Origin of the sequence: Streptomyces sp. NPDC057623 (assembly GCF_042800355.1) — a bacterium.
In the GTDB taxonomy this organism is placed as follows: Bacteria; Actinomycetota; Actinomycetes; order Streptomycetales; family Streptomycetaceae; genus Streptomyces.
The window spans coordinates 287,956-307,412 of sequence record NZ_JBHVGZ010000004.1 but is presented as its reverse complement, the minus strand read 5'-3'; the positions used below and the strand labels follow the sequence as shown (position 1 = coordinate 307,412).

Below are 19,457 nucleotides of genomic sequence, written 5' to 3'. Positions count from 1 at the left end.
AGACTTCGTCCAACCCCTTGCCGAAGCCTTAGCCGAAGGTTAACGTCCCGCACCGCAGCCCCATTTGAGCCAACTGGCGCTGAGCCGCTCCAGCCGCAGGCACGGGCACAGAGCCGCAGCCGTACTCGAGACAAGGACGTCAGCATGTCGGCATTGAGCAACAGGAACTTCGACCGCCGCACCGCACTTCGGGCCGCGCTCGGTCTGGCCGCCGCCGGCGGGCTGGCCGCTTGCGGCGGCAACAACGGCCGCGGTGGCGGATCCGGTTCGGGCACCAACCTCGTGCAGATGTTCCACGCGTACGGCGAGGCGGGCACCGAGCAGGCCATCAAGCGGTACGCGAAGGCGTACAAGGAAGCCAACGTGACCACGCAGTGGATCACCAGCGCGGACTTCGAGAGCAAGCTCTTCTCGGCCCTGCTCACCGACAACGCGCCGGACCTCTTCGAGTTCCACCCGCAGATCCAGATGGTCAAGAGCGGTCAGGTGGCGGACCTGACCGACATCGTCGGGCCGGTCAAGGACGACTTCAACCCGGCCGACATCAAGTCGCACACGGTCGACGGGAAGATATACGGCGTCCGGATGATCGACGACCCGCAGTTCTTCTTCTACCGCAAGTCGATGCTGGAGAAGGCCAAGGTCGAGGTGCCGACCACGTTCGACGAGCTGATGGAGGCCGCGGCCAAGCTCACCACCAGCAAGGTCAAGGGCCTGTACATGGGCAACGACCTGCACAGCGTCAACGACACCTTGATCTGGTCGTCCGGCGCCCAGCACCTCACCGAGAAGAACGAGATCGCCTACCACACGGACGGCGTCGTCGAGGGCCTGAAGAAGATGCGCCAGCTGTTCACCAGCGGCGACCTCCTCCTCGGCGCCCCGACCGAGTCCTGGGACCCCTCCTCGCTCAACCAGGGCCTGTGCGCCATCCAGTTCTGCGGCATGTGGGCGATGCCGCAGATCCAGGACGCGCTCGGCGACGACTGGGGCGTCTTCCCCTTCCCGAAGGTCACGGACAGCGGCAAGGCGTCGGTCTACAACGGCGGCTGGTCGATGTTCGTCAACGCCAAGGGCAAGAACGTCGACGCGGCCAAGGAGTACGTCAAGTGGCTGTGGATCGACCAGAAGGAGTACCAGGAGGACTGGGCCACCTCCTACGGCTTCCACATCCCGCCGCGCACCTCGCTCGCCAAGGAGGCGGACAAGCTCAAGTCGGGCAACGCCGCTGAGGGCGTCCGGCTCTTCAACGAGTTCGGGCACTTCGACAACATCGGCTGGACCCAGGCCATGCGCACCGCCTTCGAGGACGTCTTCGCCAACTGCGTCCGCAAGGACATGGACCCGGAGGCCGCCCTCGACAAGTGCGACACGGCCGTCAACCGCGAGCTCAAGAAGCTGTTCGGATAGGCCGCGGGACGGACCACGACATGTCGACGACCTCCAAGCTCGACCTCGCGAGCCCCGCCCCGGCGAAGGCCTCATCGGCCAAGCCGCGGCGGGGTCTGCGGGGCAGCCCCACGTTCACCTTCTGGCTCTTCACGGGGCCGTTCCTGATCGGTCTGGCGATCTTCGTCTACACGCCGATCCTCTGGAGCCTCTGGCTGAGCTTCTTCGAGGCCCGCTTCACCGTCACGCCGGACAAGTTCGTCGGCTTCGACAACTACAAGTACATGCTGACGAACGACGACTTCGTCGGCTCGCTCGGCACCTTCACCGTCTTCGCCGCGTTCATCGTGCCCACCACCTGGGCGCTCTCGCTGGGCCTGGCCCTGCTGGTGAACCGGCTGCGCTTCATGCGGGCGTTCTTCCGCTCGGTCTTCTTCCTGCCGACCGCGGTCAGCTATGTCGCCGCGTCGCTCATCTGGAAGATGTCCATCTTCAGCGGCGTCCGCTTCGGCCTGATGAACACGGTCCTCGGCTGGTTCGGGGTCGAGAACATCGCCTGGCTGATCGACCCCAACCCGCCCTGGTACTGGCTGGTCATCGTGACCGCCCGGCTGTGGCTGCAGTCCGGCTTCTACATGATCCTGTTCATCGCCGCGCTGCAGAACATCCCGGAGGAGCTGTACGAGGCCGCCGCCATCGACGGCGCCAAGTCGGGCTGGCAGACCTTCTGGTACATCACCCTGCCCCAGCTGCGCGCCACGTCCACCGCGGTGATCCTGCTGCTGCTCGTCGCCGCCTACCAGGCCTTCGACGAGTTCTTCAACCTGCTGTCGAAGACGACCTGGGGCCGCCCGCCCCTCGTCGAGCTGTACTACAAGGCCCTGGGCGAGAGCCAGGACTACGGCGCCGGCAGCGCGGGCGCACTCATTCTGACCGTGCTGATCTGTGCCGTGACCCTGCTCCAGGGCAAGATCATGGGCTTCGGAAGGGGGGACGAGTCCAAGTGACCTCCACCATCCCCAAGGTGCGCAAGTCCGCACCGGCGTCTGACACACCCAGCCGGGTCAGGCGCGGTGGCGGCGTGATGAACTCCACCGGCCTCTACATCGCCACGGGCGTCGCCGCCTTCCTCTTCCTGATCCCGTTCTACATCCTCGTCCGCAACGCCCTCTCCACCGACGCCGAGATCACCGGAGAGACCTGGAAGATCTTCCCCACGGACATCCAGTGGGGCAACATCAGCGAGCTCTTCAGCGACGAGACGGTCCCCTTCGCCCAGACCCTGTGGAACTCGGCGGTCGTGGCCACCCTGCACACCGTCGGCGTCCTGCTGTTGTGCTCCCTCGCGGGCTACGGCCTGGCCCGCATCCCGTACAAGCACGCCAACAAGGTGTTCTACGCCGTCCTGGGCACCCTGATGGTCCCGACCGCGGTCACCTTCGTACCGAGCTTCGTGCTGGTCTCCTCCCTCGGCTGGGTGGACACCTACCGGGGCCTCATCATTCCGGGCCTGTTCAGTGGTTTCACCTGCTTCCTCTTTCGGCAGTACTTCCTGGGGTTCCCCAAGGAACTGGAGGAGGCGGCACGCATGGACGGCCTGGGCTACTGGGGCGCGTACTGGCGTGTCGTCGTACCCAACTCGCTGAACTTCTTCGCGGCGATGGCGACCATCACCTTCATCGCGGGCTGGAACGCCTTCCTGTGGCCCCTGGTCATCGGGCAGGACCCGAGTTCGTGGACCGTGCAGGTCGCGCTCTCCAGCTACATGACCAACCAGACCGTCGTCTTCCATCTGATCTTCATGGCGACGGCCGTTTCCATCCTGCCCCTGGTGTTCGTGTTCCTCTTCCTCCAGCGCTGGCTGGTGCAGGGGATCGCGCAGACCGGTATCAAGGGCTGACGCCTTCTTCCCAAGAGCTGGAGACCGATGTCTTTCCGCACCACCCCCTCCGTCGACTACGTCGAGGACGTCTCCCCGGGCCGCGGGGCCCTCCCGCCCCGGGCCTGGTACGCCGCCTCGGACGCGAAGTCCCTGTCCCTCAACGGCAGCTGGCGCTTCCGGCTGTCGGCGACCGCCGACGCCGAGGACGACTCGTTCGCCGAGGAGGGATACGACGCCGGGGAGTGGGCCGAGGTCACGGTCCCCGGCCACTGGGTCCTCCAGGGCGACGGCGCGTTCGGTTCGCCCATCTACACCAACCACCTCTACCCCTTCCCGGTCGACCCGCCGCACGTGCCGACCGAGAACCCGACCGGCGACCACCTGCGGGTCTTCGACCTGCCGGCGGACTGGGCGGCTGACGGCGGGGCGGTCATCCGCTTCGACGGCGTGGAGTCCTGCGCCCGCGTCTGGCTGAACGGCACGGACATCGGCGAGTTCAAGGGCTCCCGGCTGCCGCACGAGTTCGCGGTGGGACACCTGCTGAAGCCGGCCGGGAACGTGCTCGCCGTCCGGGTGCACCAGTGGTCGGCGGGCTCGTACCTGGAGGACCAGGACCAGTGGTGGCTGCCGGGCATCTTCCGTGACGTCACCCTGCTGCACCGCCCGACGGGCAGCGTGGGCGACTTCTTCGTGCACGCCGCCTACGACCACACCACGGGCGAGGGCACCCTGCGCGTCGACTCCGACGTCGACGGGCGGGTGTCCGTGCCCGCCCTCGACATCGATGTCGCGACCGGCGAGTCGGTGACGGTCCCGGTCGAGCCGTGGTCGGCGGAGGCGCCGAAGCTCTACGACGGCGAGCTGGTCACGGCGGGCGAGCGGGTCCCCCTGCGGATCGGTTTCCGTACCGTCGTCCTCGAGGACGGCCTCATCAAGGTCAACGGCAGGGCGATCCTCTTCAAGGGCGTCAACCGGCACGAGTGGCACCCCGACAAGGGCCGCGCCCTCGACCTGGAGACCATGCGCGAGGACGTGCTGCTGATGAAGCGGCACAACCTCAACGCGGTGCGCACCTCGCACTACCCGCCGCACCCGGCCTTCCTCGACCTGTGCGACGAGTACGGCCTGTGGGTCATCGACGAGTGCGACCTGGAGACCCACGGCTTCACCGAGCAGGCCTGGCGGGACAACCCCGTCGACGACGACCGCTGGACGCCGGCCCTGCTGGACCGCGCCGCCCGCATGGTCGAGCGCGACAAGAACCACCCGTCCGTCGTCTTCTGGTCCCTCGGCAACGAGGCCGGCACCGGGCGCGGGCTGACCGCCATGGCCGAGTGGATCCACGGCCGGGACTCCTCGCGCCTGGTGCACTACGAAGGCGACTGGAACTGCCGGGACACCGACGTGTACTCGCGGATGTACGCCTCCCACGAGGAGGTCGAGCGCATCGGGCAGGAGCTGGACGGCGGCACGCTCAAGCGGCGCGATCTGCCCTTCATCCAGTGCGAGTACGGCCACGCGATGGGCAACGGTCCGGGCGGGATCGCCGACTACCAGCAGATCTTCGAGCGGTACGAGCGGCTCCAGGGCGGCTTCATCTGGGAGTGGATCGACCACGGCGTCACCCACCCCGAGCTGGGCTACGCCTACGGCGGCGACTTCGGCGAGGAGCTGCACGACGGCAACTTCGTCTGCGACGGGCTGGTCTTCCCGGACCGGCGGCCGTCCCCGGGACTCGTCGAGTACAAGAAGGTGATCGAGCCGGTCCGCATCGAGGGCGACGGCACCGGCGGCACCGTACGGGTGACGAACGCGTACGACTTCGCCGATCTCTCGCACCTGGAGTTCGAGTTCTCCTACGCGGTGGACGGATTCCCCACCGGTGCCCACACGCTGGCGGTGCCCGCCCTCGCGCCGGGTGAGTCGGCGGAGGTCAAGCTCCCGGCGGCGGCCCCCGACGGCCAGGGCGACGAGGTCCTGTGGACGGTCCGCGCGCTGCTCGCCGAGGACACGGCCTGGGGGCCCAAGGGCCACGAGGTGGCGTGGGGCCAGGAGGCCGTGGCCGCGCGCGCGCCCGTGGCCGTCGCCGCCGCGGAGCGGCCCGTGCACGACGAGCGGCTGATCACGCTCGGCCCGGGGACCTTCGACGCCCACTCGGGCCGGCCGACGACGATCTGCGGCCTCGACGTGACCGGGCTGCGCCTGGACGTGTGGCGGGCGACGACGGACAACGACGAGGGGGCCTGGGAGAACAACACGTGCTACGCCGCACTGTGGCGCAAGCTCGGTCTGCACCGGATGCGGCACCGGCTGGACGCCGTGGAGCTGGGCGACGACGCGCTGACCGTCCGCACCCGGGTGGCACCCGCCGCCGCCGAGGTGGGCCTGCGCACGGTGTACCGCTGGACATCCGACGGCGACCTGCTGAAGCTGACCGTGTCCGTGACTCCCGAGGGCGAATGGACCGTGCCGCTGCCCCGGCTCGGCATCCGCTTCGGGCTGCCGGCCGACGCCGCTCAGGAGGTCCTGTACTTCGGTGGCGGGTCCGAGGCGTACCCGGACACCCGTGCCGCCTCGAAGCTCGGCCAGTGGCTGCCGGGCATCGACGACCTCCAGACCCCCTACGTCCGCCCGCAGGAGAACGGTGCCCGTGCCGACGTCCGCTGGGCGGAGCTCGGCGGCCTGCGGATCGAGGGCGACCCGGAGTACTGGTTCAGCGCCCGGCGCTGGACCAACGAGCAGCTGGACGCCGCCCGGCATCTGACCGACCTCACGCCGGGCGACACCCTCTGGATCAACCTCGACCACGGCCAGCACGGCATCGGTTCGCAGTCCTGCGGTCCGGGTCCGCTGCCGCGGTACTTCCTGGAGGCCGGGCCGACGGAGTTCTCGTTCGTGTTCTCGACAGCCGGGTCCGGCGAGCCCACCGAGTGAGAAACAGTCGTGAGAAGACTGTAAATCGATTGACCGATTGATCGACTTTCCGACAGCGTGCGGAGGGTCGCCCGCGGCCGGTCGGCACACCTGCCGACCGGCCGCACTGTGCGTTCACAGCAAGGGAGTTGATGTCGCTTGATTGGCAGTATCGAGGTTCGCGGTCTGTCCCGAACCTTCCACACCACCGTCCGCCGCCCCGGTTTCGCCGGCGCACTCCGTTCTCTGGTCAACCCGCAGAAGGTCGCCAAGCACGCCGTCTCCGACGTGACCTTCTCCGTCGCCCCCGGCGAGCTCCTCGCCCTGCTCGGCCCGAACGGCGCCGGCAAGTCCACCACCATCAAGATGCTCACCGGCATCCTCACCCCCACCGCGGGCGAGGCCCGCGTCGCCGGCGTGGTGCCGTACGAGGAGCGTGAGCGCAACGCCCGCAACATCGGCACGGTGTTCGGGCAGCGCACCCAGCTGTGGTGGGACCTCCCGGTGCGCGAGTCGTTCGCGATCCTGCGGGACATCTACGAGGTGCCGAAGGCCGAACACACGGAGCGGCTCAGGGAGTTCGACGACCTCCTCGACCTCTCCTCCTTCTGGGACACCCGGGTCCGCCACCTCTCGCTCGGCCAGCGGGTCCGCTCCGACCTGGCCGCCGCCCTGCTGCACGACCCGCCGGTGGTCTTCCTCGACGAGCCGACCATCGGCATGGACGTGGTGGTGAAGGAGCAGGTGCGGGAGTTCCTGCGGCACCAGGTGGAGGAGCGCGGCCGTACGGTCCTGCTCACCACTCACGACATGACCGAGGTCGAGCGGCTCGCCGAGCGGGTCGTGCTGGTCAACCACGGCCGGCTCGTCCTGGACGGCACCCTCGACGAGATCCGCCGCAAGTTCGGCTCGACGTGGCAGGTGCGGGTGACGCTCGCCGACCCGCACACCGAGGCCGGCTCGCTGCCGGGCATCGCCCTGCTGCACCGCGAGGGCCCGCAGGCGGTCTTCGGCCCGGACGGCCCCGACGCGCCGACCGTGCACCAGGCGCTGAAGCGGGTCATCGAGCGGTACGAGGTGACGGACCTCGCCCTCGACGAGGCGGACCTGGAGGACGTGATGCGGGCCGCGTACGTGTATGCCGAGGCCGTGCCCGCCGAGACCGCGGCGGAAGGAGCCTGAGATGGCCTCCGTACTGCACGGCTGGCGCGTCGCCCGCGTCACGCCGCTCGGCGAGCTGCACACGCCGCCCCGTATGACGGCCGTCCTGCTCCGGCTGACCGTCCAGGTGGTCCTGGTCGCGTCGCTGTGGCGCGGCCTGTACTCCCACACCGGGACCACCGCCGGACTCAGCCGCGACCAGGCGGTCACCTACGCCGTCCTGGCCGTACTCGCCTCCCGGCTGCGGGAGTTGGACCAGTCCGCGGGGCGGGACATGGTGCTCCAGCACTTGCACTTCGGCACGATCGTCTACTGGTACCTGCGCCCGCTACCGCCCCAGCGCTACTACGCCCTGCGGGCCCTCGGCGAGCAGCTGTACGGGCTGGCGTGGGCACTCGGCGGATACGCGGTCTGCCTGGCCGCGGGGGTCGTGGAACCCCCCGGATCGGCGGCCGTGGCAGGGGTGTTCGTGGTGAGCATGCTGCTCGGCCAGTGGGTCCTGTACTACGTCATGCTCGTCCTCGACCAGCTGTGCTTCTTCACCATCCGCAACAACTCCGCGATGCTGATCCTGATCTTCGCGCAGAACCTGATGTCCGGCGTGTACGCGCCGCTGTGGTTCTTCCCCGACTGGTTCATCACGCTCAGCGCCTTCCTCCCCTTCCAGGCGACGCTGAGCGTGCCGCTGTCGATCTACGTCGGTCGCATCGAACTGTCCGAAGCCGGAGTCCAGTTGGCCGTGCAGGCCGGCTGGGTCGTCGTGCTGGCGCTGCTCACCCGGTGGGTGTGGCGGCGGGCCGCGCGGCGCGTGATCTCGCAGGGAGGCTGAGGTGTCGGTGAAGGCCATGAAATCGCTGCGTATCGTGTGGCGCATCTCGCTGCTCAACATCCGTTCCGCGATGGAGTACCGCACCGAGTTCCTGCTGAACATCGCGATCGGCGCGATCTGGCAGGTGTCGGTGATCGTGTTCGCGACGGTGCTGCTGGCGCGGTTCACCGGGATGGGCGGCTGGGAGAGCTCGGACGTGCTGCTGATCCCGGCGATCCGGATGCTCGCGCACGGGTTGTTCGTGCTCCTGCTGGGGCGTACGCACTTCATCGGCCGGCAGATCCAGGAGGGGAGGATCGACATCTACCTCCTGCGCCCGATGCCGGTGCACCGCCAGGTCCAGCTCGACTACTTCCCGACCAACGCGATCGGTGACCTGACGGTCGCGGCGGGCCTGATGGTGGGGGCGCTCAGCCGCAGCACCCTGGACTGGTCGGCGGGCCGGGTCTGCTATCTGATCGCCGCGGTGATCGGCGGGATGCTGCTGGAGGCGGCCCTGTTCACGGCGGTGGCCTCGGCGTCCCTGCGCTACCCCGCCGCCGACTACTGGGGGCGCTGGCTGGAGGAGCTCCTCGGCACCTTCGGCAGCTACCCCCTGAACGTGCTCCCCAAGGCGGTCGGCGACTTCCTCACCTTCGCCCTCCCGCTCGCCTTCGTGGCGTACTTCCCGGCCGCGGTCCTCACCGGCCACGACACGGCCGTGCCGTTCTGGCTGGCGGCGTCCTCGCCCCTGCTGGGACTGTTGGCGTATCTGGGAGCGCGGTGGCTGTGGCGGTGGGCGTTGGGGCACTACGCGGGCGTGAACGGATGACGGTCGCTCCACCCCGTCGAGGCGCCAGGGCAGGCCCCGTCCCTGTACCGCGCGGCGCGCTGTGCCGGACGGTACGGGGACGGGACGCCGTCAGGGCCGCGACGGGTCCGTTGCGCGCCCGACCGGGCCGGGCGTGCGTTCGAAGGCGGGGGACGGCTGGTCGGGGCCCGGGTCGCGGTTCAGGCCGTGGTCCAGATCGCGGATTCCCGGTATCGGCGAGGGCAACAGCCACAACACCGACAGCGCCCCGCCGACAGCCGCCGTGACGAGGGTCGCCCGTAGGCCGATCGTGGTGGCGAGCGTCCCTCCGACGATCGCGCCGAGCGGGCGTACGCCGTAGTTGACGGTGCTGTAGGCGCCGGCCACGCGGCTGCGCAGGGCGTCCGGGATCACCGCGGCCTGGAGGGAGTTGAGGTTCACGTCGAAGAGCATGACGCCGAGGCCGACGAGGAAGTAGGTCACGGCCAGGATCCCGGCGCGGGCCCAGGCCGGCCCGTCGGCCGCGGCGGCGAGGGCGATGGGCGCCGGGAACAGGACGGCGCCGACGGCGACACCGCGTCCCACGCCGATCCGCCGGGCCAGCCAGGGTGCCCCCAGCGCGCCGACGAGGGAGCCGCTCGCCCCGATGCCCATGGCCAGCCCGATGGCCGCCGGGGAGAGTGCGAGGACGCGGTCGGCGAACAGCACGACCAGGCCGGTGCTCGACACGAACGTGAAGAAGTTGAGGGTCGTCGCGCAGGCCAGGCTTGCGCGCAGCACCGGGTCGCGCAGGATGTGGGTCACGCCCTCGCGCGCGTCACGTACGAGTGCGGGACGGCCCGCGGTGGCCGGGGCCGGTTCGTCGATCTCGATCCGGCGCAGCAGCAGCGCCGACGCCACGAAGGACAGCGCGTCGGCGACCAGGGCGACCGGCGCGGTCAGCGCCTGTACCAGCCCGCCGCCGAGCGCCGGCCCCGCGACCAGGGAGACCGAACGGGCGGCGCCGAACCTGCTGTTGGCCTCGACGTACGCCGAACGCGGCACCAGCAGAGCGAAGAAGGGCGCCCACGCGCAGCCGGCCACGACGCTCGCCAGGCCGGTCAGCAGGGCGACCGCGTACAACTGCCCCAAGGTCAGGGCGCCCCAGAAGCAGGCGATCGGCACCGTCACCAGTACCCCCGCCCGCACGAGATCGGTGACGATCAGCAACCGCCGTTTGCGGGGCCCGCGTTCGACCCATGTGCCCAGCGCGACGGCGAGAAGGTTCGGCGTCCAGACCAGGGCCGTCAGCCAGGCCACCTGGCCGACGGAGGCGTCGAGCACCCCGGCGGCGATCAGGGGCAGGGCCAGCTCTGAGATCCGGTCACCGAACTGCGAGACGGCATTGCCCGCCCAGGACAGCACGAACCTCCGGTCCCGCCACAGGGAGGCCGGGGCCACGAGCCCGCGCCCGCCTCTCATGCCTCCGTGTCCTCGGCGGCTGCCTCCGCCGCCTCCGGCAGCGCGTGACGCAGCAGCCGTACGCCACGGGTGTCCCGCGGCCGGTCGGCGGCGTCGCGCAGCACATACGGGGCGAGTACGGCCTCGATCGCGTCGTCGATGGCGGCCAGTTCGTCGGCGGACACCACGATCCGGGTGTCGGCCAGCTTCGCGACCCGGCGCCACGCCGGTTCCAGTCGGGGCTCGGTGTCGGTGGCCCAGCGCTCGGCGAGTTCCGCGGCCCGGGCCAACATCTCCCACCCCAGCGCCCGGGCGGCGGCGGTGCCCTCCGCGTCCTCCGGCATCTGGAACCGGAAACCCCGCGCGACGGCCTCCCATCGCCGCTCCCGTCGGTCACTCCCGCCCTCGGCCGCGTCCCTGACCAGCCCGAAGCCCGCGAGATGCCGTAGATGCCAGCTGGTGACGGAGGGTGTGGCCCCGACGTGCGGGGAGAGTTGGGTGGCCGTGGCGGGGCCGTCCCGCTGGAGGCGTTCGAGGACGGCGAGGCGCACGGGGTGCGCCAGTGCCCGCATGGCCTTCGGGTCGGTGATCTCGATGTCGCCGAGACGGTTGTCGCCAGTGCCGGAATCCGCTCCCATGACGTGAGAGTGTCGTCTCACAAAGTATGAGAGTCAACTCTCATGACTCTCACTGTTTCCCCAACCGCCCTTGCCCGCCACACTGGTTGCCGTCGAACCTGAGCAGCGTTCAACTTCCCTGCCGTTCCCTGAGCGGAGACACCCCCACCATGAGAAGACTTCTCGGCGCGCTCGCGGCCGCCGCCCTCGCCGTCACGGGCCTCGCCACCACCGGCGCCACGCCCGCGACGGCCGCCGTCTCCGGCACCTTCAACGTCCTGACGTACAACGTCGCGGGCCTCCCGGAGGGCCTGAGCTCCGGCAATCCGGAGACCAACACCCCGCTGATCTCGCCGCGGCTGGCGGCGTACGACATCGTGAACGTGCAGGAGGACTTCAACTACCACGCGGCCCTGTACGCCGGCGACAACCACCCGTACCGCACCGCGACCAGCGGCGGCGTGCCCTTCGGCGACGGCCTCAACACCCTCTCGGACCATGCCTTCGAGGACTTCGAGCGGGTGAAGTGGAACGACTGCACGGGCACCAACTGCCTGACCCCCAAGGGCTTCTCGCTGGCCCGGGTCCGCCTCGCCGAGGGCGTCTTCGTGGACCTCTACAACGTGCACACCAACGCCGACGACTCGGCCGACGCGCTGGCCGCCCGCCGCGCCAACGTCGAGCAGCTGTCGGACTTCATCCAGGCCAACTCCTCCGGCAACGCGGTCATCGTCATGGGTGACACCAACACCCGGTACACCCGCGGCGGGGACAACATCCGCACCCTCGCCGACGAGAACGGCCTGACGGACGCGTGGGTGCAGCTGGTCAAGGGCGGTGTCCGGCCGACGCAGGGCGCGGACGCGCTGCTCTGCCCGACGACGGCACCGCCGAACGGCTGCGAGGTCGTCGACAAGGTCCTCTACCGCGGCAGCAGGCTCCTGACGCTCGACGCCACCCGCTACAACAACGAGTGGGCGTCGTTCCTCGACTCCGCGGGCGGCAACCTGTCCGACCACTTCCCGCACACGGTCGACTTCTCCTACACCCTCGCCCCGTCCCTGAAGGCGAGCGACTTCTTCGGCGGCCCGCACGGTACGGCCTTCAACGACGCCGACGACCTGCCGGCCTCCGTGTCCCCGCGCACCCTGGCCCTGCGCGGTGGCTCCCGCCTGGACGCGCTGTCCCTCACCCACGACGGCGGCAGGACCCTCACCCACGGCGGAACCGGCGGCACGGCGACGTCCCTGACCCTGGCCACCGGTGAACACCTCACCTCCGTGAAGCTGACGCAGGGCCAGAAGGACAGCCGTACGCGGATCTTCTCGGCGGCCTTCACCACCGACAAGGGCCGCACTCTGTCCGCCGGTACGGCGACTTCGGACAGCAGGACCTTCACGGCACCGTCCGGTTGGCAGATCGCGGGGTTCACGGGGCGCGCCGGTGACGAACTCGACAAGCTGGGGGTGCTGTACGCGCCGATCGGCTGACCGGCGCCGTATGCCGCCCGCGTCGAGCCCTCGGCGACAGGACTCGTCGAGCGCCACGCCCTCCGCGTACGGCCGAGGACGTGGCGCTCGACGGTGACCGCGGCAGACGCTGCCGACCGGCCCCTTCACCCGCTACTCGCTGCGCAACACCTCCGCGACCGTCAGCCGCCCCGCCCGTCGCGCCGGGACCAGTGCTCCCAGCACTGCGATCAGCAGCCCCGCCAGGGCGAGCCCGGCCAGGGCCGGGGCCTGCCAGACGTCCGTCATGGAGGGGGGCAGGGTGATGTCGACCGCGTCCGCCATGCGGGGGATCACCAGCCGGTGGCCCGCCACGCCCAGCGGGATGCCGAGCAGGGAGCCGATCGCGCCGAGGACGGCCATCGACGTCACCGTCATCACGGTGACCTGCCGCGGTGTCATGCCGATCGACTTCAGCATGCCCAGGTCCCGTCGCCGGTCACGGGTGTTGAGGACCACCGTGTTGAAGACGCCCAGCGACGCGACCACGGCGAGCATCAGGGTGAGGGCGGTGGCGGAGCCGATGATCGTCCGGGTGACGGAGTTGCCGCCCCGCACATCCGGTGTGACCCCTGGATCGGCGGCCCGGGCGGCGCGGGCGTAGGCGGTCGGGTCGGTGCCGTCGCGGAGCTTGACGTGGTAGGCGATGGGCTTCCTGTCCGGGGCCAGTGCCATCAGCGTCGGCCAGTCGGCGACCACGACCCGGGCGTTGCTCTCCATGAACTCCCCGACGACCAGCACCCGTTCCGTCCGGTCGCCCTTCGCCAGGCTGACCCGGTCCCCGACCCGTACGCCGTTCTGACGCAGGAAGGCCGAGCCGGCCACGATCTCGCCGCCGCCGCGGGTCCATCGCCCGGCCGTGAGCACGCTGTCCAGCTGGGTGCGGTCGCCGCGGTGTCCTTCGAGGATCACCGGGTGGGCGGAGCCCGTGAGGCGTACGTCGGCGTGCCCCCGGGCGGTGATCTCGCTCGCTCCGGGCAATTCGCGCAGCAGCGACTGGAGTTCGCGGTCGTCGTGCTCGGGCAGGATCTCCTTGCCGTCCTTGAGGTTCGAGGCGTACACGGTGACCTGGTAGGCGTCGCGCCCGGCCTCGCCGAACCGGGTCATGGTCGTGGCCAGCCCGGTCGCGAAGGTCACGGTGGTCACGCCTAGGACGACGGCTGCGAGCGTCAGGGCGCTGCGCCCGGGCCGGGCGAACGGCAGGCCCACGCCCAGGCTCACCGAGCGTGGCAGCCTGCTGCCGGCCAGTCGGCGCTGGATGCCCAGGGCACGGCCGGCACGTGGGGCGCTGCCCGCGCTGATCGCCCGCGCCGCCGACATCCGGTGGGCGCGCAGCGCGGGGGCGAGCGCGGCGAGGACGCAGACGGCGGGCATGCCGAGCAGCGTCACGGCGGTGATCCAGGGCGCGAGGCCGACGGAGCCGTGGAGCACCCCGGCGTCGGGGCCCGTGAACACGAACCCGAAGAAGGGGCGGGCGATCAGGTTGCCCGCGGCGGTGCCGAGCGCGCAGCCGAGCACGGCGGGTACGGAGATCATCGTGAGGTAGACGGCGACCACCTGCCCCGGTGTGAAGCCGAGAGCCTTGAGCACGCCGATGTGCCGGAAGCCGGAGATGACGGCGCCGCTGACCACGTTGGCGATGATGAGGACCGCGACCGCGATGCCGAGGACGCCGAAGGCCATCAGATAGGGCGTGTACGCCCGGGCCGAACTGCTCACCTGGTGCTTGAGCGCGAGATACGACCGGGAGGCGGTGAGCGCGTCCGCCGGGAGCCCTTCGGTCACCGTGGCGAGCTGTGTGCGCAGCCGGCCGTCCGTCGCGGCGTCGGGGAAGCGGAACAGCATCTGGGTGTCCGTCGGGTGCAGGGCGTCGATCTGCTGGGGCGCCACCCAGGCGTCCGCGGTCCGGCTCAGGTCGAAGGCGAACCCGACGACCGTGAGGGACGGGCCGCCCGAGGGCATCGGGAGCCGTTTGCCGAGGTCGTCCGGGGTCCAGTCGGACTGCCGGTTCAGGACGATCTCGCCGGGCCGGGTGGCCCAGCGGCCGGCCCACAGGTCCAGCCGGTCCACGGGGCCCTCGGGGTCGGCGCGGCCGACGACCGTGATCTCGGTGCCGAGGCCGAAGCGCATGCTGCTGTCGGGGAGTTCGAGGGTGGCCTGCGCGTAGGGGCCGGCGGCGGCTTCGACGCCGGGTGCCCGTGCCGCCGCCGTCAGCTGTGCGTCGGAGACCTCGGCGGGGTCGAAGGCGGCGACGACGTGCGGGCCGCGCTGCCGGGCGAAGGCCTTGTCGAAGGGGGCGGAGGCCGCGTCGAGCAGGCCGAGGGCCACCACCATGGCCGCCGTCGAGGTCAGGGTGACCAGCGCGATGACCAGTGTCTGGAGTCTGCGCCGCCGTACCGCCGCGCGGGCGGCGCTCCACACGGCCCTCATGCGGACGGCTCCAGGGTGTGCTCGCCGGTCACCCGGCCGTCGGCGACCTCGACCAGACGGCTGGCGCAGCGGCGGGCGAGGTGCTCGTCGTGGGTCACCAGGACCAGGGTCTGGCCGATCTGGTTGAGGTCGAGCAGCAGGTCCATCACCTGCTCCCCGGAGCGGCTGTCCAGCGCGCCGGTCGGCTCGTCGGCGAGCAGCAGGGCCGGGCGGTTCATCAACGCCCGTGCCACGGCGACGCGTTGGCGTTCACCGCCGCTGAGCACGGCGGGGTAGGCGCCGCGCCGGTCGGCGATGCCGAGTTCGTCGAACAGCTCCAGCGCGCGCCGCCGGGCCTGCCGTGCGGGCGTGCCGGTGAGCTGCGCCGCCAGGGCGACGTTGTCGAGCGCCGACAGATCGTCGATGAGGTTGAAGAACTGGAAGATCATGCCGATCCGTCGCCGCCGGTACAGGGCGAGGCCCTTCTCGCTCAACTCCCCCACGTTCTCGCCGTGTACGACGACCTCGCCGCCCGTCGGCCGGTCCAGCCCGGCGATCATGTTGAGGAGCGTGGACTTCCCGCATCCCGACGGGCCCATCACCGCGACCGCCTCCCCGGCCCGTATCTCCAGCGACACACCGGCCAACGCCGTCGTCTCGCCGTACTCCTTGCGCACGCCGTCGAGCCGTACGACGACCTCTGTCCTGCCGTGCTGAGTGACCATGCCGTCCTCAGTCCCCCTGCTGTCCTCGGTGACCATGGGCAGGACGCTACGAGGCGGACCCGGGAGCGGGCATCCCTCCCCGGATGGCATCTGGCCGCTCGTCTCATTCCCGGGATGCAGGGCCTGCATCTTTGGGCCGATGCGGACACGGTGATCGTCTGCCAGGGTGAACCCCATGGGGGAGGACTGGATGCCGAACGGCCCGGTGGCGGCGCTCGCGGTGGCGGGTGCCGCCGTACTGGCGCTGACCGTCGCGCTGCTGCGGACGCGGCGCCGCTGGCGGGACGCCGTCGGGGAGCGCGGCTGGCTGCTGGAGCGGGAGCGGGAGCGCGCCTCCCGGACCGCGGTCGCGGCCGAACGAGGCCGTATCGCCCACGAGTTGCACGACATCGTCAGCCACAACGTCAGCCTCATGGTCGTGCAGGCCAGTGCCGCCCGCGAGGTGCTGGGCACGATGCCGGACGAGGCGGCGGCGGCGCTGCGGGCGGTGGAGGACGCGGGGCGGGGCGCGATGACGGACCTCCGGCATCTGCTGGGGCTGCTGGCCCCGTCGCCGAGCGGCGCGGACGACGACGCGGACGGGGACCATGGCCATGCAGCGGGCTCGGGGGAAGACCCGGGGGCGGGCCCGGGAGCCGGCCTCGGCGGCTACGACGATTCCGGCGCCGGCCTCACCCCGCAGCCCGGCCTCGACCGGCTCGGCCGGCTCGTCGACCGTGTCTCGTTCGCGGGACTGCCGGTCGAGGTCCGGATGTCCGGTGAACCTCGCCCCCTCCCCCAGGGGATCGATGTGACGGCGTACCGCATCGTCCAGGAGGCGCTCATGAACGCGCTCCGGCACGGCGACGGCGGCCAGGCCGAGGTCACCGTGCGGTACGCGGACCACGCGCTGCGCGTGGAGGTGCTGAACACCGGGCCGAGCGTGCTCACCGGCGGGGCGTCGCCGAAGCCGCCCCGCCCGCTCTCCCGGCACCGGGAAGGGACCGGGCGCGGTCTGCTGGGGCTGCGGGAACGCGTCGCGGTGTACGGCGGGGACCTGGACGCCCGGCGGCGCCTCGGCGGCGGCTACCGCGTCCGGGCCCGCATCCCCCTGGACCGGCCATGACGACACCCATGAGCGAACCCGAGCCCGCTCCCCGCGTCCTCGTCGTCGACGACCAGACGTTGATCCGGACGGGCTTCCGGCTGATCCTGACCGCGCGTGGCATCGAGGTGGTCGGCGAGGCGGCGGACGGGGCGGAGGCCGTGTCGATGGCGCGCGCACTGGTCCCGGACGTCGTGCTGATGGACATCCGCATGCCGAACATGGACGGCCTCGACGCCACCCGCCGCATCCTCCGACAGACCCCGCACTGCCGGGTGTTGATGCTGACGACCTTCGACCTGGACCGCTACGTGTACACGGCCCTGGCGATCGGGGCGAGCGGCTTCCTCCTCAAGGACGTCACACCCGAGCACCTGGCGGCGGCGGTACGCCTGGTCAGCACGGGCGACGCCCTCCTCGCCCCCTCCATCACCCGCCGCCTGGTGGAACGCTTCGCGGCGGACGCCGAGGACGCCGTCGGCCGCCCGCCGGCCGTGCCCGCCGACCTGGCGTCCCTGACCCCCCGTGAACTGGAGGTCCTGGCCCTCCTGGGCCGAGGTCTGTCCAACACGGAGCTCGCCGCCCATCTCACCCTGAGCGAGGCCACGGTGAAGTCCCATGTGGCCCGCATCTTCGCCAAGCTGTCCCTGCGGGACCGCGCGCAGGCCGTCGTTCTCGCCTACGAGACGGGGCTCGTCCGGCCCCGGGGCGCGGACGGCGGCTCCGAGGCGGTCCTCCCGGGCGGCTGACCGGGCTCATTAGGATGCTCCCCGGGGGCACCAGACGCCCCTGAGCAGGTACGTATCCGGAGGTCACCGCCCCATGGCGCGCGCAGGACTCACCGCCGACCGCCTCGCCGCGGCGGCCGCCGAACTCGCCGACGAGGTCGGGTTCGAGCACGTCAGCCTGTCCGCGCTGGCCCGGCACTTCGGGGTGCGGGACGCGAGTCTGTACTCGCACGTCAGGAATCTTCAGGACCTGCGCACGCGGGTCGCCCTGCTGGCCGGCGGCGAGATGATCGACCGGATCGCCGCCGCCGTCGCCGGACGCGCAGGCAAGGACGCCCTGACCGCCTTCGCGGATGCCTACCGGGCGTACGCCCTCCAGCACCCTGGCCGCTACGCGGCGACCCAGATCCGGGTCGACCCGGCTCTCGTCGCCGGCTCCCCCGCCATGCGGCGCACCGCCGAGATCACATACGGCATGCTCCGCGCCTACGGCCTCGACGAACCCGACCTGACCGATGCCGTCCGCCTGCTGCGCAGCACCTTCCACGGCTACTGCGCGCTGGAGTCCACGGGCGCGTTCGGCGCTCCCCGGGAGGTGGCCAAGTCCTGGGAGCGCGCTGTCGACGCCCTGCACGTGGCCCTCTCGCACTGGCCGCGCGACGAGCACGACCGGCGGTCGCCCCAGGTGCCGAGCTGACTCCGTGCACCGAAGCCGGGCGCGGGTCACCCGCCCTCACCGCGGGGGAGGGAGCGCGCCTTGCCCCCACCGCGGCGGCTGAGCGCGTCCACGGCGTCGTACGACGGAACGGCTCCGCCCGGCGCGCGTCCTTCCCGGATCTCCCGGACGGCCTCCAGTGCCGCGCCCAGCGCCCGCCGGTAGAGCAGCGAGCCGAGGCTGACGCGACGGACGCCGAGGCCGGCGAGGTGGCGGACGGTGGGGCCGGCCGGCGAGTAGAGGACGTTCAGGGGAACGTCGAGGTGGCTGACCAGCGCGCCGATCTGCCGGGGCTCGGTGACCCCCGGTACGAACACGCAGTCGGCTCCGCTCTGTTGATACGCGTCGAGACGGTCGAGCGTCCCCTCTCCGCCACCCAGCCAGTACGTGTCGGTGCGGGCGTTGACGAAGAGGCCGGGTGCCGCCGACCTGACGGCTTCGATCTTCGCGGCGTGCAGCGCGACGGAGCCGAGACCGTCCTCCAGGTTGATACCGGCGGCGCCGACGGCGGCCAGCTCCCGGGCGAACTCCCCCACCTCGTCGGGGTCATCGCTGTAGCCGTCCTGTGCGTCGACGGAGAGGAGGTACGGGCCGGAGCCGAGGGCGAGCGCGAGCCGGAGGGTCTCGTCACGGGTGTCCCGCGTTCCATCGGGCAGGCCGGCTGCCGCGGCGACGCCGAGGCTCGTCGTGCCGATCGCGCGAAAGCCCTGGTCGGCGAGGGCTCTCGCCGAGGCGTGGTCCCAGGCGTTGGGGAGGAGGAGGGGCTCGTCGCCCCGGTGGAGTCCGGCGAACGTGCTCATGACAGATCACCCACCGCGTCGGCGTAGTAGGTGGATCCTTCGAGATGGTGGGCGAGTTCGCGGAAGCTCCAGCCCTCGCCGGGCGAGTGGTCGAGCTGCTCGTCGCTCAGGGCGTCGAGCCGGTTCGCCCAGATGCGGGCGAGGCGGGTGAGGCGGCTGCGGGCCTCGTCCAGATCCTGCGCCGTGAAGGGCGCCAGATCCGCCTCGGTGGTGACGGCGGAGGCGTGCCAGTGGTCGGGCTGCGGCTCCTCGCCCGCCAGTCTGGCCTCCAGCTCGGCCAAGTGGTCGATGAGGTGGTCGGTCACGCGGCGGATCGCCTTGTGCGGGGTGTGGACGCGGTCGTCGACGTGGGCGAGCGCGCCGTCCCGGTCCGGCCAGGTCGCGGCCAGGGTGAGGACGTGGCCGACCATGCCGGTGACGGCGTCGGAGGGCGTCTGACGGGCGGTTTCGGTCATGCCCAGGACGCT

General features: G+C 71.1%; 17 protein-coding genes. 11 read left to right on the top strand and 6 right to left on the bottom strand.

Going from position 1 to position 19,457, the window contains the following annotated elements; translation table 11 throughout:
* Positions 1-144 precede the first annotated feature (144 nt).
* The 7 genes from ACFU95_RS07085 (at position 145) to ACFU95_RS07055 (ending at position 8,985) form a co-directional block, all read left to right on the top strand.
* On the top strand, positions 145-1,410 hold the full coding sequence (locus tag ACFU95_RS07085; RefSeq protein ID WP_383822893.1) for an ABC transporter substrate-binding protein: 1,266 nt from the start codon (positions 145-147) through the stop codon (positions 1,408-1,410).
* A gap of 20 nt (positions 1,411-1,430) precedes the next feature.
* The gene (locus tag ACFU95_RS07080; protein ID WP_383822890.1) at positions 1,431-2,396 is read left to right on the top strand and encodes a carbohydrate ABC transporter permease; all 966 of its coding nucleotides are present in this window, start codon (positions 1,431-1,433) and stop codon (positions 2,394-2,396) included.
* Positions 2,393-3,289: a carbohydrate ABC transporter permease gene (locus tag ACFU95_RS07075; protein ID WP_383822888.1), complete on the top strand. Its 897-nt coding sequence runs from the start codon at positions 2,393-2,395 to the stop codon at positions 3,287-3,289. The genes ACFU95_RS07080 and ACFU95_RS07075 overlap by 4 nt, the downstream gene beginning before the upstream one ends.
* A gap of 27 nt (positions 3,290-3,316) precedes the next feature.
* Positions 3,317-6,205 carry a glycoside hydrolase family 2 TIM barrel-domain containing protein gene (locus ACFU95_RS07070; RefSeq protein ID WP_383822885.1) on the top strand — a complete coding sequence of 963 codons (2,889 nt, stop codon included), beginning with the start codon at positions 3,317-3,319 and terminating at the stop codon, positions 6,203-6,205.
* A 138-nt stretch (positions 6,206-6,343) separates the two neighbouring features.
* Positions 6,344-7,366 (top strand): ATP-binding cassette domain-containing protein, encoded by a 1,023-nt coding sequence (locus ACFU95_RS07065; protein WP_383822882.1) that lies wholly within the window; start codon positions 6,344-6,346, stop codon positions 7,364-7,366.
* A gap of 1 nt (position 7,367) precedes the next feature.
* Positions 7,368-8,174, top strand: a complete 807-nt coding sequence (locus tag ACFU95_RS07060; protein ID WP_383822879.1) for an ABC-2 family transporter protein — start codon at positions 7,368-7,370, stop codon at positions 8,172-8,174.
* A gap of 16 nt (positions 8,175-8,190) precedes the next feature.
* Entirely contained in the window at positions 8,191-8,985 is a 795-nt protein-coding gene (locus tag ACFU95_RS07055) for an ABC transporter permease (RefSeq protein WP_383822877.1), read from the top strand.
* A 90-nt stretch (positions 8,986-9,075) separates the two neighbouring features.
* Here ACFU95_RS07055 and ACFU95_RS07050 read toward each other — a convergent pair whose 3' ends face one another.
* Positions 9,076-10,425: an MFS transporter gene (locus ACFU95_RS07050; protein ID WP_383822875.1), complete on the bottom strand. Its 1,350-nt coding sequence runs from the start codon at positions 10,423-10,425 to the stop codon at positions 9,076-9,078.
* Entirely contained in the window at positions 10,422-11,042 is a 621-nt protein-coding gene (locus ACFU95_RS07045) for an ArsR/SmtB family transcription factor (protein WP_383822873.1), read from the bottom strand. The genes ACFU95_RS07050 and ACFU95_RS07045 overlap by 4 nt, the downstream gene beginning before the upstream one ends.
* A 149-nt stretch (positions 11,043-11,191) precedes the next feature.
* Here ACFU95_RS07045 and ACFU95_RS07040 point away from each other — a divergent pair, with 149 nt between their 5' ends.
* Positions 11,192-12,511, top strand: coding sequence for a jacalin-like lectin (locus tag ACFU95_RS07040; RefSeq protein ID WP_383822872.1), 1,320 nt, complete (start codon positions 11,192-11,194; stop codon positions 12,509-12,511).
* A 132-nt stretch (positions 12,512-12,643) separates the two neighbouring features.
* Here the strand turns inward: ACFU95_RS07040 and ACFU95_RS07035 are convergent, their stop codons facing one another.
* Both ACFU95_RS07035 and ACFU95_RS07030 read right to left on the bottom strand, forming a co-directional pair.
* A complete protein-coding gene (locus tag ACFU95_RS07035; protein WP_383822869.1) occupies positions 12,644-14,959 on the bottom strand; it encodes an FtsX-like permease family protein in 2,316 nt (771 codons plus the stop codon).
* Positions 14,956-15,663: an ABC transporter ATP-binding protein gene (locus tag ACFU95_RS07030; protein ID WP_383822960.1), complete on the bottom strand. Its 708-nt coding sequence runs from the start codon at positions 15,661-15,663 to the stop codon at positions 14,956-14,958. The genes ACFU95_RS07035 and ACFU95_RS07030 overlap by 4 nt, the downstream gene beginning before the upstream one ends.
* Before the next feature lie 175 nt (positions 15,664-15,838).
* Here ACFU95_RS07030 and ACFU95_RS07025 point away from each other — a divergent pair, with 175 nt between their 5' ends.
* From ACFU95_RS07025 to ACFU95_RS07015, 3 genes are all read left to right on the top strand, one after another.
* Complete coding sequence (locus ACFU95_RS07025; RefSeq protein WP_383822867.1) at positions 15,839-16,768, top strand: sensor histidine kinase; 930 nt, start codon at positions 15,839-15,841, stop codon at positions 16,766-16,768.
* Positions 16,769-16,776: 8 nt separating this feature from the next.
* Complete coding sequence (locus ACFU95_RS07020; protein WP_383822864.1) at positions 16,777-17,496, top strand: response regulator; 720 nt, start codon at positions 16,777-16,779, stop codon at positions 17,494-17,496.
* Positions 17,497-17,569: 73 nt separating this feature from the next.
* Positions 17,570-18,172 carry a TetR-like C-terminal domain-containing protein gene (locus ACFU95_RS07015; RefSeq protein WP_383822862.1) on the top strand — a complete coding sequence of 201 codons (603 nt, stop codon included), beginning with the start codon at positions 17,570-17,572 and terminating at the stop codon, positions 18,170-18,172.
* Between the two features lie 26 nt (positions 18,173-18,198).
* On the opposite strand, the gene ACFU95_RS07010 is transcribed toward ACFU95_RS07015, so the two are convergent.
* Together ACFU95_RS07010 and ACFU95_RS07005 are read right to left on the bottom strand one after the other, a co-directional pair.
* Positions 18,199-18,990, bottom strand: a complete 792-nt coding sequence (locus tag ACFU95_RS07010) for an isocitrate lyase/phosphoenolpyruvate mutase family protein (protein ID WP_383822860.1) — start codon at positions 18,988-18,990, stop codon at positions 18,199-18,201.
* Positions 18,987-19,445, bottom strand: a complete 459-nt coding sequence (locus tag ACFU95_RS07005; protein ID WP_383822858.1) for a hypothetical protein — start codon at positions 19,443-19,445, stop codon at positions 18,987-18,989. The genes ACFU95_RS07010 and ACFU95_RS07005 overlap by 4 nt, the downstream gene beginning before the upstream one ends.
* Between the last annotated feature and the right edge of the window lie 12 nt (positions 19,446-19,457).